This window comes from Streptomyces sp. Go-475 (genome assembly GCF_003330845.1).
GTDB lineage: Bacteria > Actinomycetota > Actinomycetes > Streptomycetales > Streptomycetaceae > Streptomyces.
In genome coordinates, this window is sequence record NZ_CP026121.1 from 4,159,964 (window position 1) to 4,173,350 (window position 13,387).

The window sequence follows — 13,387 nt, forward strand, 5'->3', positions numbered from 1 at the left end:
CGGGGCGGTATCGAGCGGATCGGCCGCAGGTCCCGAAGCGGGATCCCCCTCAGGTTGTAGGGGTAGGGGTGGCTGCACCTCCTGTAGGTGGAGCGGCGGGCCCCGGGTACTGCGGGTTCACCCCTGGGGGTCGGCGGTCAGGACGAGTCCGGACGTGGGCACGCCCGTCCCGGCCGTCACCAGGACCCGTTCCGCGCCCGGCACCTGGTTCACCGCCGTGCCCCTGATCTGCCGGACCGCCTCCGCGATGCCGTTCATGCCGTGCAGGTACGCCTCCCCCAGCTGGCCGCCGTGGGTGTTGAGCGGCAGTCGTTCCTCGGCCACGAAGTCCGCCGCCTCGCCGGGGCCGCAGAAGCCGAACTCCTCCAGCTGCATCAGCACGAACGGCGTGAAGTGGTCGTAGAGGATCCCCACGTCGACGGCGTCCGGCGTGAGCCCCGAGCCGCGCCACAGCTGCCGGGCCACCACCGCCGTCTCGGGCAGGCCGGTGAGGTCGCCGCGGTAGAAGCCGGTCATCTGCTCCTGCGCGCGTCCGGCGCCCTGGGCGGCGGCGGCGATCACGGCGGGCGGGTGGGGCAGGTCGCGGGCCCGTTCGACGGAGGTGACGACGAGCGCCTGCCCGCCGTCCGTCTCCTGGCAGCAGTCCAGCAGCCGCAGCGGCTCGACGATCCACCGGGACGCGGCGTGGTCGGCGAGGGTGATGGGCCGGCCGTGGAAGTAGGCGGCCGGGTTGGTCGCCGCGTACCGGCGGTCGGTGACGGCCACGTGCCCGAAGGCCTCCGGGGTCAGCCCGTAGGCGTGGAGGTACCGCCGGGCCGCCATCGCCACCCAGGAGGCCGGGGTGAGCAGGCCGAACGGCAGCGTCCAGCCGAGCGCCGCGCCCTCCGCCGTGGGCTCCCGGTGCCGTACGCCGGAGCCGAAGCGGCGGCCGGAGCGCTCGTTGAACGCCCGGTAGCAGACGACCACGTCGGCCACGCCCGCGGCGATCGCGAGGGCCGCCTGCTGGACGGTGGCGCAGGCCGCGCCGCCGCCGTAGTGGATCCGGGAGAAGAAGGACAGCTCGCCGATGCCGGCCGCCTGGGCGACGGTGATCTCGGGGCTGGTGTCCATGGTGAAGGTGACCATCCCGTCGACGTCGGCCGGTGTCAGGCCCGCGTCCGCGAGGGCCGCGCGCACCGCCTCGACGGCCAGGCGCAGTTCGCTGCGGCCCGAGTCCTTGGAGAACTCCGTGGCCCCCACACCGACGACGGCCGCGCGCCCGCCGAGGCCGTCCCGGCGCCTCGGGTTCATGCCGGGACCCGTACCGTCACCGTGCCGGTGACGTGCGTGCCGGCGCCGTTCGCGCCGACGACCCGGACCGTCGCGGTGTCGCCGTCGACCTCCTCGACCGTGCCGGTCAGCACCATCGTGTCGCCGGGGTGGTTGGGCGCGCCGAGCCGGATGGCGACCCGGCGCAGGACGGCCCGGGGGCCGAAGTGGTCCGTGACGTAGCGGCCGACCAGGCCGTTGGTGGTCAGGATGTTCATGAAGATGTCGGGGGAGCCCTTCTCCCGGGCCGCGTCCGGGTCGTGATGCACGTCCTGGTAGTCGCGGGAGGCGATCGCCCCGGCGACGATCAGCGTGCGGGTGATCGGGATCTCCAGCGGCGGGAGGCGGTCGCCGGCGTTCACGGCGTCACCCCCTGGAACACCGGCAGCACCAGCTCGTCGTCGTAGCGCCGGAACTCCAGCCGGACCGGCATGCCGATGCGGACCTCGTCGTACGGCACCCCGACCACGTTGCTGACGAGCCGCACGCCCTCGGCGAGCTCGATCAGGCCGACCGCGTAAGGAGGCTCGAAGGCCGGGAAGGGCGGGTGGTGCACGACGACGTACGAGTAGACCGTGCCCTCGCCGCTCGCCGCGACGGTGTCCCAGTCCGGGGAGCCGCAGCCGTGGCAGCCCGGCAGCCAGGGGAAACGGAGGGTTCGGCAGGCGGTGCAGCGCTGGATCAGCAGCTCGTGGCGGGCCACGCCGTCCCAGAAGCCGGCGTTGTCGCGGTTGACGACGGGGCGGGGGCGCGGTTCCCGGGGCTTGTTCCGCCGGCGCTCGGGGGCGTACTTGAGGATGCGGAAGCGGTGGGTGCCGGCGAGTGCGCCGTCCGCCCGGATGTCCGTGCGGGTGGTGACGAAGTAGCCCGTCCCGAGTTTCGTGGTCTTGCGGCCGGAGACCGACTCGATCACCGAGTCGAAGGTGATCCGGTCGCCCGGGCGCAGGGGGCGCAGGTACTCCTGCTCGCAGTCGGTGGCGACGACGGCGGTACAGCCCGCCTCGTCGAGCAGGCCGAGCAGTTCGTCGTAGGCGGCCGCGCGTGCCGGGTGGCCGGACAGGCCGCCCATCGTCCAGACCTGGAGCATGGTGGGCGGGGCCACCGCGTCCGGTCCCGCGTAGGCGGGGTGGGTGTCGCCCGTCGCCTCGCACCAGTGCCTGATCATCGGCTCGTTGACGGGGTCCTTCCCCACGCCGGTGACGGCCGCGGGCCGCCCCTCGTAGGCCTTCAGGCGCGTTTCTAACTCCTCGTGTACATCGGGCTCACCGCTCACGGTTTCTGACTGTCCGTCAGATAACAGCCACTGTCAAGGCTGTCCGCCGCACCCGGAAAGCGCCTGGGCGGCGGTACCGAAGTACCGCCGCCCAGGCGCTTGTCACCCCACGAAGCACACCCACACACCTACCGGGCCGGTGCCGGTACACCGGCCCGCTCAGCTCACCACCACAGCGGGGCGAAGCTGACGGCGGTGTTGTCGTTGCCCTGGTTGACGGCCGTGAACGCCGAGCCGTTGACCTGGGCGGTGTTGCTCTGGTTCGAGGCGCCGTCACCCACGGCCTGCTGCTGGGTGGTGGCCGCGTTGCCGAAGTTGTCGCCGCCGACGCCGCTGCCGAGGATGCCCTGCTCGGCCTCGGTGACGGACGCGATCGATCCGTTGTCCGCGAAGGCGCCGTTGTCCGCCGTCGCGACACCGGTGAAGAGCGCGGCTGCGAGCGGCAGGGCGGAGACGGCTGCGATGACGCGGGCGGTACGGATGCTTGCCATGTCGTTGTCCCTCCAGGACGTACGTGAAGTACTGCTGCCACCAGGGAAGTTGGCCGGCCGCCCTGGCTTTCTGCTCGACGTCGCGAGTCCAGAGTTGCCCACCGAATCCCCGGCGAACCACCCTGGAAGCCGCTATTCGCACGCAAGCGTGAGGACAAGTCGATAAACCCCTTTGCGTCACTTCCGTCCCGGACGGGGGCACAAAGGGTCGTTCGAACCCAGGTGCCGCAAGGGACGAAGCGTTCCAGCACTTTTCCCCGACGCCGCTCCGCCCCGGCGCGCCGCACCCGCTCCCCTTTCCTTTTTCGAACGTACGTACGAAACTAGGGGCATGGCCACCACCGACCGGCAGGCCACGACGCTGGCCCTCGCACACGCCCTGTCAGCCGCCGAGCGCGGACTGGCCGTCATCCCCCTGTCCCGCACCAAGCTGCCCGCGCTGCGCTCCCCCCACCGCGACGACCCCGCCCCCTCCCCCTGCCACGGCGAGTGCGGCCGCCCAGGCCACGGGGTCTACGACGCCTCCAGCGACCCGGCCCGCATCCGCGAACTGTTCGCCGCGGCACCCTGGGCGACCGGCTACGGCATCGCCTGCGGCCTGCCCCCGCACCACCTGATCGGCATCGACCTGGACGTGAAGACCGGCACGGACTCCTCGGCCGCCCTGCGCGAGCTGGCCCTGCGGCACCTGTTCACCATCCCCCCGACGGTGGTGGTCCTGACCCCGTCCGGCGGGCGTCACCTCTGGCTCAGTGGCCCGCCCGACGTGGTCGTCCCCAACTCGGCGGGCCGCCTCGCCCCCGGCATCGACATCCGGGGCGCCGGCGGCTACCTCGTCGGCCCCGGCTCCCGCACGGACCGGGGCGTGTACGCCGCCGCCCCGGGCACCGCGCACCTGCCCCCGGCCCGCTGCCCGCGCTCCCTGCTGCGCCTGCTGCTCCCGCCGCCCCGCGCCCAGCACCCCACGCCCCCGTCGGCCGGCGGACACGGCCAGGGCCTGGTCCAGTTCGTGCTCGCCGCCCACGAGGGACAGCGCAACACCCGCCTGTTCTGGGCGGCCTGCCGCGCCTACGAGGACGGCATCGGCCCCGCGCTCGTGGACCCCCTGGTCGACGCGGCCCTGAACACCGGACTGTCCGAGCGGGAGGCCCGGGCGACGATCGCGTCGGCGGCACGGCTGACGGGGCACCGGCCCTGAGCGGGGCCTTCCGCGAGCGAAGCCTCTCCGTGAGCGGAGCCCCGTCCCCCAGCGAGGCCCCTTCCACGAGCACCGAAAGACCCCCATGCACCAGCACGTCAGAACGCCGGCCCTGGCGCTCGCCCGTCTCGTCCTGGCCTCCGGCCGCTCGGTGGACCTGGCCGAGCTGCGGTTCACCTCGACGTACGGCGACCTGCTGGAGGGCTATCCCTGCAAGCCGGTGAACGACCTGCGGATCCGCGGCCTGCTGCGCGCCGCCGAGCAGGCCCACCCGGGCACGCCGGTCCACCTGGTCCCGCCCCCGCGCGAGTACCCCGACCAGTACGCGGGCGGCCTCGGACCCGTCGAGGTGCTGCCCGCCGTGGCGTGCCTCGGCACGTTCCACTCCACCGCCCTCGACCCGGCCCACGACCCGGTCGCGTACCGCTCCCGGCTGACCGTCCTCTGGTTCCAGTCCACGCCACGGCTGCCCTCGGCGTGCGGCCCGGAGCCGGCGCTGCGGGACATCGACTGGCCGGGACTCGCCCGGGACACACGGGCGCTTGCGTAGGGTCGTCCGATGAGCGTTTCCCGTACGGAACTACTGCGCGCCCAGTTCGAGTTGGTCTGGTCGCTGTTCGAGTACCACCTGGAGCGGCTGGAGCCGGAAGACTTCCTCTGGGAGCCCGGGCCGTGCACCTGGACCGTGCGCCGCTCCGCCGACGGCACCTGGGTGCCGGACTGGGCGGACACCGAGCCCGACCCCGTGCCCGTGCCGACGATCGCCTGGGTGGGCTGGCACATCGGGTGGTGGTGGGGCGTCGCCCTCGACCACGCGCGGGGCCTCCCGCCCCGCGACCGCACCGAGGTCGCATGGCCCGGCGAGGGCACCCCGGCCGTCGAGTGGCTGCGCGACCTGCGCACCCGGTGGCTGGCGGTCCTGGACGGCCTCACCGACACCGCCCTGGACGCCCCGGCCCGGTTCCCCGTGCCCGACGACCCCGGCTACACCGTCGCGCACATGGCCGCCTGGGTGAACACGGAACTGACCAAGAACGTCAGCGAGATCGGCCAGTTGCGCATGCTGCGGGCGGCCGCAGCGGTACGTCAAAATCACTAACCGCACGCCTGTGACCAGCGACAAAGCAGTTCGTTGGAGTGGGCATGCGTTCTCGTCTGCTCTCCCGTGCCGCCGCGCTGCTCGTCGCTCTCGTCGTCCTCCAGGGCGGTTCGTCCGCCCTGGCCGCCGAGGGCGGCGGGGGCAGCCGGTCGGGTTCGATCGATCCGCTCACCCCGTTCGCGCAGGGCGCCTCGGCGCTCGCCGGCATGGCCCAGCCGTTCTACAGCGCGTTCAGCCAGGCCGTCTCCCCGCCGCCGAGGGCCTGATCCGGCGGCGCTTCCGCGCGGCACGTGACATCGTGAAGGCATGACCATCGACGTGCGCCCGGCCACGGACTTCGAGGACGTCCGTGCCGTGCTCGGGCCGAAGTCGCCCGGCGCGAACGTCTGCTGGTGCCTGAGCTACCGGATCCCCTCCAAGCTCAACAACGAGCTGCGCGGCCCGGCCCGCGGCGCGTACGTCGCCGAGCTGTGCCGCGCGGAGGTGCCCCCGGGCGTGCTCGCCTACGACGGTGACGAACCGGTCGGCTGGGCCGCCGTCGCCCCGCGCGCGGACACCTCGTTCGCCCGCAACCGCAAGATCCCGCACGTCGACGACCTGCCCGTCTGGTCGCTGTGGTGCGTCCGGGTCCGCCCCGGCCACCGCAAGCAGGGCATCTCCCACGCCCTGATCGCCGGTGCCGTCGACTTCGCCCGCGCCCACGGCGCACCGGCGATCGAGGCGTACCCCCTCGACAACGGCGACGCCAAGGTCGACCTGACGATGGCCTACGCCGGCCTGAGGAAGAACTTCGAACGCGCCGGCTTCACCCACGCGGCGGACACCACGTCGGTCCTGGCCGGTCATCCCCGGATCCTGATGCGGCTGGACCTGCGCTGAAAAAAGGCCCGACCGCTGGCGACGGGGGATGCACCAGCGGTCGAGCTATGGCCAAGGGTAACAAGCGCTTGCCCAGCGCGAGCCGACCAACCGTCAGGAAGTCGGCGTTGTGACTCGGATCACGCAACTCCCGTGACAGTACGGCCTGTTGTGCACATGCCTCTTCGTCAGCCGCCGCACGGCGGGTCGTAGGAGAGCCGGGGCAGGTACTCGCTCCAGGTGTCCGGCGTCAGCACGCCCCGGGTCAGCGAGCAGATGCGCCGTACGGCGGGGTCGACGTCCAGGTTCCAGATCCGGATGGTGTCGGCGCCGCTCGACACCGCGATCGCGCGGCCGGCCGGGCTGAACGACAGATAGGTGCCGGTCTTGGTGTTGGGACTCATCGACTGGCCGATCGCGGTGGCCCCGGCGGGGTCGGCGACGTCCCAGAGCCGGACGGTGCTGTCGTTGCCGCCGCTCGCCAGGATGCGGCCGTCACGGCTGAACGTCAGGGACACGACCGCTTCCGTGTGACCGGTGAGGTGGGCCAGCTCGGAGGCGTCGGCCGGGTCCGCGACGTCCCAGAGGCGGACGGAGCTGTCGTCGCCGGCGCTGGCCAGCGTACGGCCGTCGCGGCTGTAGGCGAGGGCGTTGACGGCTCCGAGATGGCCCCTGAGCGGTGTGCCGATCAAGGTGCCCCGGCCGGGGCCGGCCGCGTTCCACAGCCGGATGGTGCCGTCCGCGCTGCCGCTGGCGAGCGTCCGGCCGTCCGGGCTGAAGACGAGGGAGTTGACGTAGCCCTTGTGACCGGTGAGGGGTGCGCCGAGCGGCCGGGGGCGCGACGGGTCGGCGATGTCCCACAACTGGACGGTGCGGTCGTCGTCGGCGGTGGCCAGGGTCCGGCCGTCCGGGCTGAAGGCCAGCGGGTCGGCGTACCGGATGCGCAGGGGGAGCGGGGACCCGTACGGAACAGGGTGTTCCGGATCGCGGAGGTTCCACAGCTGCACGGCCCGGTCGCCCGTCACCGCCGCGAGCGTGCGGCCGTCCGGGGAGAACTCCAGGGAGCGCACGTCGCCCTTCCCCGGCCGGAACGGCTCGCCCATCGGCACCGGCCTGCCGGGCCTGCGCACATCCCACAGCCGGACCCGGCCGTCCCGCCCCGCCGTCGCGAGCACCCGCCCGTCCGGGCGGAACGTGCCGGTCCGGCCGGTCATGTCCGAGGTCGGCAGCGCCCACAGCCGGACCTTGTTGTCGCCCGTGCCGGTGGCGAGGGTGCGCCCGTCGGGACTGAAGCCGAGCGCGTACATCTCGCCGCTGCTGCCCGTCAGCGGCTCGCCGACCTGCGACGGGTACTCCGGATCACTGACCTTCCACAGACTCGCGGTGCTGTCCGCGCTGGCGGCGGCGAGCATGTTCCCGTCGGGGCTGAAGGCCACCGACCAGACCGGCCCGGTGTGGCCGGTCAGCGGCGCTCCGATCTGTTCCGGGCGGTGTGGATCGGCCACGTTCCACAGCCGGACGGTGTTGTCCTCGCCGCCGCTGGCGAGCGTCCGGCCGTCGGGACTGAAGGCCACGGAGTGCACGAGGGCGCTGTGCCCGGTCAGCGGCCTGCCGACCCGTGCCGGACGCCCGGGCTCGGTCACGTCCCACAGCCGGATCGTGCCGTCGTCGCCGCCCGCCGCCAGCGTCCGGCCGTCCGGGCTGAACGCCACCGAGCGCACCGCGGCCGTGTGCCCGGTCAGCGGCTCGCCGAGCGGCCGCGGCCGGCGCGGATCGGCCACGTCCCAGAGCCGGACGGTGTGGTCCTCGGCGGCGGAGGCCAGCGTGCGCCCGTCCGGGCTGAAGGCGATCAGGTAGATCGTGCCGTCGTGGCCGGTCAGGGGCTCGCCGAGCCGCTTCGGGTGACGGAGGTCGGTCACGTCCCACAGCCGGATCGTGCCGTCGTCGGAGGCGCTCGCGAGCGTACGGCCGTCCGGGCTGAAGATCGCGCTGCTGACCCAGCTCGTGTGGCCGGTGAGCGGCTTGCCCAGGGCACTCGGACGCCTGGGGTCGGCCACGTCCCACAGCCGGACCGTCCGGTCGTAGCTGGCGGTGGCCAGGGTCCTGCCGTCCGGGCTGAACGTCGTGAGGTAGACGGCGCCCGTGTGCCCGAGCAGGGGCGTGGCCAGCGGGGCGTTCACGACGGAGATCAGGCGGCTCCTCGCGCCCTCGTCGTCCGGCCGCAGGCGGTGCGCCACCAGGTCGAGCTGCGCGGACAGCGACGGATCCGTGTCCCGGACGCGGTCGGCCTGGGCGAGCACCTGCTCGAACACCGCGTCGTCCCGCTGCTTCCAGGCGACGACGGCCGACCCGGCGGCCAGCACCGCCAGCACCACCAGCGCCGCCACCGCGCCCCGGCTGATCCAGATGACGCGCCGGCGCAGCCGGACCGAGGCGGCCAGGAACTCCACCGCGCTGCGCGTCAGGAACGTGTCCCCGGCGGACTTCGCCCAGCCGTGCGCCTGTTCCAGCCGGGAGCCCCGGTAGAGCAGTGACGTGTCGCGGTCCGACTCCTCCCAGGCCCGGCCGTCCTCCTCCAGGCGCTGGCGCAGCAGGTTGCCCTGCCGGTCCTCGTCGATCCAGTCGCGCAGGCGCGGCCAGGCGTGCAGCAGCGCCTCGTGGGTGATCTCCACGGTCTCGGCGTCCAGGGTCACCAGCCGGGCGCGGACCAGCGCCTCCAGGGACTCCTCGGTCTTGCCCGGGTCGTTCGACTCGTCCGCGAGCTGCCGCCGGGTGCCTCGCCGACGGGTGGCCTGGGTGTCCTCGCCCAGCCGGACCAGGCGGAGCAGGAGCAGCCGGGCCGCCGTGCGGGCCGCCGGGTCGAGGCCGGACCAGGCGCGTTCGGCGGTCGCCGCGACCGCGCCCTGGATGCCGCCGGCCGCGCGGTAGCCGGCGAGCGTGAGCCGGCCGCCCTTCCTGCGCTGCCAGGTGGCGAGCAGGGCGTGCGACAGCAGCGGCAGCACTCCGGCGTCGTGCGCCCCCCGCGGGCCGTCGGCGCTGACCTCCCGGACGATCAGCTCCGCCAGGCCCGGTTCCAGCTCCAGTCCGACGGCCTTGGCCGGGCCGGTCACCGCCTCGCGCAGCTCCGCGGTGGTGAGCGGCCCGAGCACCATGTGCCGGTGCTGGAGCGCGTCGGCCAGTTCGGGGTAGCCGAGGCACTGCTCGTAGAAGTCGGCGCGTATGCCCAGGACCACCACCGCCGGGGCCGGTTCGCCGGGGGCGGCGGGCGTGCAGGCGGTGTGCAGGACCTCGACGAAGGCGCGCCGGTCCGCCTCGTCGGGGCAGAGGGTGAACGTCTCCTCGAACTGGTCCACGATGACGACCGGGCGGGCGCCGGCGGGATCGACGCGGCGGGCCCAGGCGGTGACGGCCGCGCGGATCGCGTCCGCTCGGGGTGGAGCGCCGGGCTCGCCGGGCGGAGCGCCGGGCTCGCCCCTCGCCGACGGGCCGGCGCCGGGCCCTTCCGGCGCCGGGGCGGCCGCGGGCGGGACCTCGGCCCCCTCCGCGGCAGGTGTCTCCTCTGCCGCAGGTATCTCCTCTGCCGCAGGTATCTCCTCTGCCGCGGGTGTCTCCTCTGCCGCGGGTGTCTCCTCTGCCGCAGGTCCGGCCGGTGCCGGAACGACAGGACCCAGTTCCGGTATGCACCGGGCCAGCTCCGCCAGCGGGTCGGCGCCCGGCACGAGCTGGACCACCTCCCGCGCCCGGCCGTTCCCGTCGCCCTCGTCGCCGCCCAGGGCACCGTCCCGCAGCGCGGGCACCAGACCGGCGTTCAGCAGCGAGGACTTCCCCGCCCCCGACGCGCCCACGAGCATGACCAGGCCGCCCGTCCCCGCCACGGCCCGGAGCTGGGCGACGAGCGCGTCCGTGCTCCGCTCCCGGCCGAAGAACCACCGGGCGTCCTCCCGGCGGTAGGAGGCCAGCCCCCGGTACGGGCACACCCCGCCGGGCGCGGGCGGGGCGTCGGCCGACGCCTGCTCCTGCCCCGGGGACCCGGCCGGGCGCTCGGCGACCGGGTCGGCCACCGCGCGCTCCCACAGCCGTTGCCACTGCCCCAGGTCGTACAGGCCCGGCGACACCGGCGTGGGCCGCTCGCGCCGCGCCTCGGGGATCAGCACGTGCAGCACCGCCGCGAGGGCGGGGAACTGGGCGGGTACGTTCCGGGCCCGCCGCCAGTCGCTGATGCGCTGGGCGGACACCCGCACGGGCCGCCCGCGTTCGTCGACCCGCTGGAGCCGCACCACCGCTTCGGACACGCGTTTGAGTGGGGGGTTGCCGGCTTCCTTGTACAGCAGCGCGAGGCGTTCCGCGAAGGCGGTGCGTGCCCCCGAGTCGGAACCCAAGGTCTCCACTCCTCACTTCCCTCGCCTGGACGTCCGGTCCGGAAAACTCACTCTATATGGCTGACCTGCGGTAATACCCTCCGCAAGCCCCCGGAACCTCCTCGTCCGCGACCGGAAATGGCAGGATCCGGTTCCAGCAGCGCACCCATCCGGTCGACTTCCATCCGGGTTCCATCCGAGTCGGACGACGGTAGCCCCACCGTTCGGCACCGGTCCCCACGAGGGGAGGGACCGGTGCCGGACGACGTGGTGATCCTCCCCGGTGGAGTGCGCCCTCCAACCCCGCGAGCGCCGATCTCCGGCCCTGGATAACTGACGGCCCGTCAGCTATGGTCGCCCTGCCGTACCGCTTCCGAGCGACGTACAGGGGTGAGCGCAGTGGAGTCACGTCCCGACAGCCCACGACCGCAGGGTGCTCCGCGCTGGGTGGCGATGGTCCACCGCCCGGCCGAGGGCTCCTGGCGGACGGCGGCGGAGTCGCCCCATCGCTCGCCGGTGCTGTACGCGCTCGGGGAGATGACCCAGACCCTGCGGGCGCGCGGCGACGAGGTGACCGTCGCCCTGTGGGGGCCGCAGGACGGCGACTGGCACCTCTTCGACGCCCCCCTGAAGCAGGCGCCCACGCCCCCGCCCGCCGCCGAGACCTCCCCCGGTGACACGAGCACACTGGCGGAACGGATGACCGGCCGCCGCCACCAGGTCCTCATGGCCGGCCTGGGCAAGGCGGGCCTCTACGACCTCTCCCCCGAGGACGACACGACCGTCAAGGCGCTGGTCGAACGGCTCGACGAGGCCGCCGTACGCCGGGTCGCGCACTGGCTGGCGACGGCGGGCGGCACACGCTGAGGCCGGCCGGCGGCACACGCTGAGGCCGGCGTGCGCCGGCAGACGCCGACCGGGGCGGTTCAGCCGGTGGCACACGCCGACCGGGCCGGTTCAGCCGGCGGCGCGCTGGGCAGTGACCTCCTGGCGGCGGGGCCTCCGCTGCCGTCAGGAGGGGGAGGAAGCGGCATGAAGGTCTCCGTGGACCGCGAGCTCTGCTACGGCTCCGCCGAGTGCGTCCACCGGGCGCCGGCGGTCTTCGCGTTCGTCGACGGATTCGGCGCCGTCCGCCCGGGCCGCGAGGAGACGGGCGACGACCCCGAGGTCCTGGAGGCGGCGGAGAAGTGCCCGAGCCAGGCCATCAGGATCACCACGCCGACGGACGGCCCTGGCGAGGAGTGATGCCGGTACCGAGCCTGCTCGCGGTCTTCGCCCACCCCGACGACGAGTCCCTGTCGGCGGGCGGCGTCCTCGCCCGGCACGCGTCCGCGGGCGCGCGCACGGCGGTCGTCACGGCGACCTGGGCGGCGGACAGCCCGCGCGCCGCGGAGCTGGCCGAGGCCCTCCGCGTCCTCGGCGCCGGCCCGCCGCGGATGCTGGGACACGCCGACTCCCGCGTCCCGCACTCGGCGCCGGGCAGACCGCGCCTCTGCGACGCGCCGCTGGACCGGACGGTAGGGGAGCTGGTCGCCCACCTGCGGTCCTTCCGCCCGGAGATCGTGGTCACCCACGACGCCTACGGCGGCCTGACCGGCCACGAGGACCATGTGCACACCCACCGGGTGACCCTGCTCGCGGTCCACGCCGCCGGCCTCGAACGCCTCTACCCGGACGCCGGTGAACCCTGGCGCCCGAGCGCCCTGTACCTGGCCACGCACCCCCACTCGGCCGTCCGGGTCTGGGGCGGGCACTGGGCGCCCACGGGCAAGGCGATGCGCACGGTCCCGGACGACCTGATCACCGCGGCCGTCGACGTCACGCCCTGGCTGGAGCGCAAGGTCGCCGCGATCCTGGCCCATCGCTCCGAGGTGGCGCGGGGAGCGGCCCCGGGCCTGATCGCGGCGCTCCCGGCAGCGGAGCGGGAGCGGCTGCTCGGCACCGAGTACTACATCCGCCACGACACGGTCACCGCGATGCGGCGGCGGCAGACGGAACTGCTGCCATAAGCACCGCTGTCACCGCCTGGCCACTCTCACAAAGCGGCCGGAAATCCCCACGGCAGCCGCGACAGGGCCCTGGCCCTGGCCTCCACGACCGCCATCCGGGCCTGCCGCTCGGCCCGGTCCGCATGGGCCGCCTGCCCGGTCACCTGCCCCTCCCACTTGCGGTACAGCAGCCCCACCTCCCCCGAGAACCACCCCCGGCTCACGGCGTTCAGCGCGAGCAGCAGCCCGGTGTCCTCCGAGGCGGGCAGGGCCATCCAGCCGCCGAGGGCGAGCAGCAGCTCCCGCCGCACGAACAGCGAGGCCGGATGCACCTGGGCGAGGAACCCGTTGGCCTTCCAGTGCTCCAGCACGGCCCCCCGCTCGATCACCCCCTCGTCGGGGTCACCCGGGAACCCGACGGTCGTCCCGTCGGGCATCAGATCCAGCACCCGCGACGTCACCCACCCGAGCCCGCGGTCCCGCTCCAGCACCGCCAGGTTCCGCCCGAGCACCCCCGCCGCCAGCTGGTCGTCGGCGTCCAGCACCGTCACGTACTCGCCCTCGGCATGGGCCAGCGCGACGGTACGGGCCACCCCCGGCCCGCCGGGCCGCCCCTGCCGGAACGTCACGCGCGGATCATCAGGCACATACGGCCGGACGTCCTCGCCCTCCCCGTCCTCCTGGACCACCCAGTGCCACTCCCACCCCTCCGGCAGCCCCTGCCCGCACAGCGAGGCGTAGGCCTCCGGCAGGAACCGGGCATGGGGGCCGTGCACAGCGGTCACGACGACGATGCGCCGCATCACGAGGCGCG

At 74.1% G+C, this 13,387-nt stretch carries 14 protein-coding genes; 8 read left to right on the plus strand and 6 right to left on the minus strand.

Annotated elements, in window-relative coordinates; all coding sequences use genetic code 11:
* Positions 1–117: 117 nt before the first annotated feature.
* The 4 genes from C1703_RS19235 to C1703_RS19250 all read right to left on the minus strand — a co-directional run bounded on the left by C1703_RS19235 (position 118) and on the right by C1703_RS19250 (position 3,072).
* Positions 118–1,290: a lipid-transfer protein gene (locus C1703_RS19235; protein ID WP_114254033.1), complete on the minus strand. Its 1,173-nt coding sequence runs from the start codon at positions 1,288–1,290 to the stop codon at positions 118–120.
* Positions 1,287–1,670 (minus strand): MaoC family dehydratase, encoded by a 384-nt coding sequence (locus C1703_RS19240; protein WP_114254034.1) that lies wholly within the window; start codon positions 1,668–1,670, stop codon positions 1,287–1,289. Before C1703_RS19240 ends, C1703_RS19235 begins: the two co-directional genes overlap by 4 nt.
* On the minus strand, positions 1,667–2,581 hold the full coding sequence (locus C1703_RS19245; protein WP_114254035.1) for a bifunctional MaoC family dehydratase N-terminal/OB-fold nucleic acid binding domain-containing protein: 915 nt from the start codon (positions 2,579–2,581) through the stop codon (positions 1,667–1,669). The genes C1703_RS19240 and C1703_RS19245 overlap by 4 nt, the downstream gene beginning before the upstream one ends.
* A gap of 164 nt (positions 2,582–2,745) precedes the next feature.
* Positions 2,746–3,072 carry a hypothetical protein gene (locus C1703_RS19250; protein WP_114254036.1) on the minus strand — a complete coding sequence of 109 codons (327 nt, stop codon included), beginning with the start codon at positions 3,070–3,072 and terminating at the stop codon, positions 2,746–2,748.
* Positions 3,073–3,403: 331 nt separating this feature from the next.
* On the opposite strand from C1703_RS19250, the gene C1703_RS19255 reads away from it, so the two are divergent.
* The 5 genes from C1703_RS19255 (at position 3,404) to C1703_RS19275 (ending at position 6,248) form a co-directional block, all read left to right on the plus strand.
* A complete protein-coding gene (locus C1703_RS19255; RefSeq protein ID WP_114254037.1) occupies positions 3,404–4,270 on the plus strand; it encodes a bifunctional DNA primase/polymerase in 867 nt (288 codons plus the stop codon).
* An 85-nt stretch (positions 4,271–4,355) separates the two neighbouring features.
* Positions 4,356–4,820, plus strand: a complete 465-nt coding sequence (locus tag C1703_RS19260) for a hypothetical protein (protein WP_198678217.1) — start codon at positions 4,356–4,358, stop codon at positions 4,818–4,820.
* Positions 4,821–4,829: 9 nt separating this feature from the next.
* A complete protein-coding gene (locus C1703_RS19265; protein ID WP_114254038.1) occupies positions 4,830–5,369 on the plus strand; it encodes a DinB family protein in 540 nt (179 codons plus the stop codon).
* Between the two features lie 44 nt (positions 5,370–5,413).
* Positions 5,414–5,635, plus strand: a complete 222-nt coding sequence (locus C1703_RS19270) for a hypothetical protein (protein WP_114254039.1) — start codon at positions 5,414–5,416, stop codon at positions 5,633–5,635.
* Between the two features lie 40 nt (positions 5,636–5,675).
* The gene (locus tag C1703_RS19275) at positions 5,676–6,248 is read left to right on the plus strand and encodes a GNAT family N-acetyltransferase (protein WP_114254040.1); all 573 of its coding nucleotides are present in this window, start codon (positions 5,676–5,678) and stop codon (positions 6,246–6,248) included.
* Positions 6,249–6,415: 167 nt separating this feature from the next.
* On the opposite strand, the gene C1703_RS19280 is transcribed toward C1703_RS19275, so the two are convergent.
* Positions 6,416–10,615, minus strand: a complete 4,200-nt coding sequence (locus C1703_RS19280; protein ID WP_114254041.1) for an AAA family ATPase — start codon at positions 10,613–10,615, stop codon at positions 6,416–6,418.
* A gap of 423 nt (positions 10,616–11,038) precedes the next feature.
* Between C1703_RS19280 and C1703_RS19285 the strand changes: the two genes are divergently transcribed.
* From C1703_RS19285 to C1703_RS19295, 3 genes are all read left to right on the plus strand, one after another.
* Entirely contained in the window at positions 11,039–11,452 is a 414-nt protein-coding gene (locus C1703_RS19285) for a hypothetical protein (RefSeq protein ID WP_114254042.1), read from the plus strand.
* 165 nt (positions 11,453–11,617) lie between these two features.
* Entirely contained in the window at positions 11,618–11,830 is a 213-nt protein-coding gene (locus C1703_RS19290; RefSeq protein ID WP_114254043.1) for a ferredoxin, read from the plus strand.
* Positions 11,830–12,594 carry a PIG-L deacetylase family protein gene (locus C1703_RS19295; RefSeq protein WP_114254044.1) on the plus strand — a complete coding sequence of 255 codons (765 nt, stop codon included), beginning with the start codon at positions 11,830–11,832 and terminating at the stop codon, positions 12,592–12,594. Before C1703_RS19290 ends, C1703_RS19295 begins: the two co-directional genes overlap by 1 nt.
* A gap of 26 nt (positions 12,595–12,620) precedes the next feature.
* Here the strand turns inward: C1703_RS19295 and C1703_RS19300 are convergent, their stop codons facing one another.
* Entirely contained in the window at positions 12,621–13,379 is a 759-nt protein-coding gene (locus tag C1703_RS19300) for a glycosyltransferase family 2 protein (RefSeq protein WP_114254045.1), read from the minus strand.
* Positions 13,380–13,387: the final 8 nt, after the last annotated feature.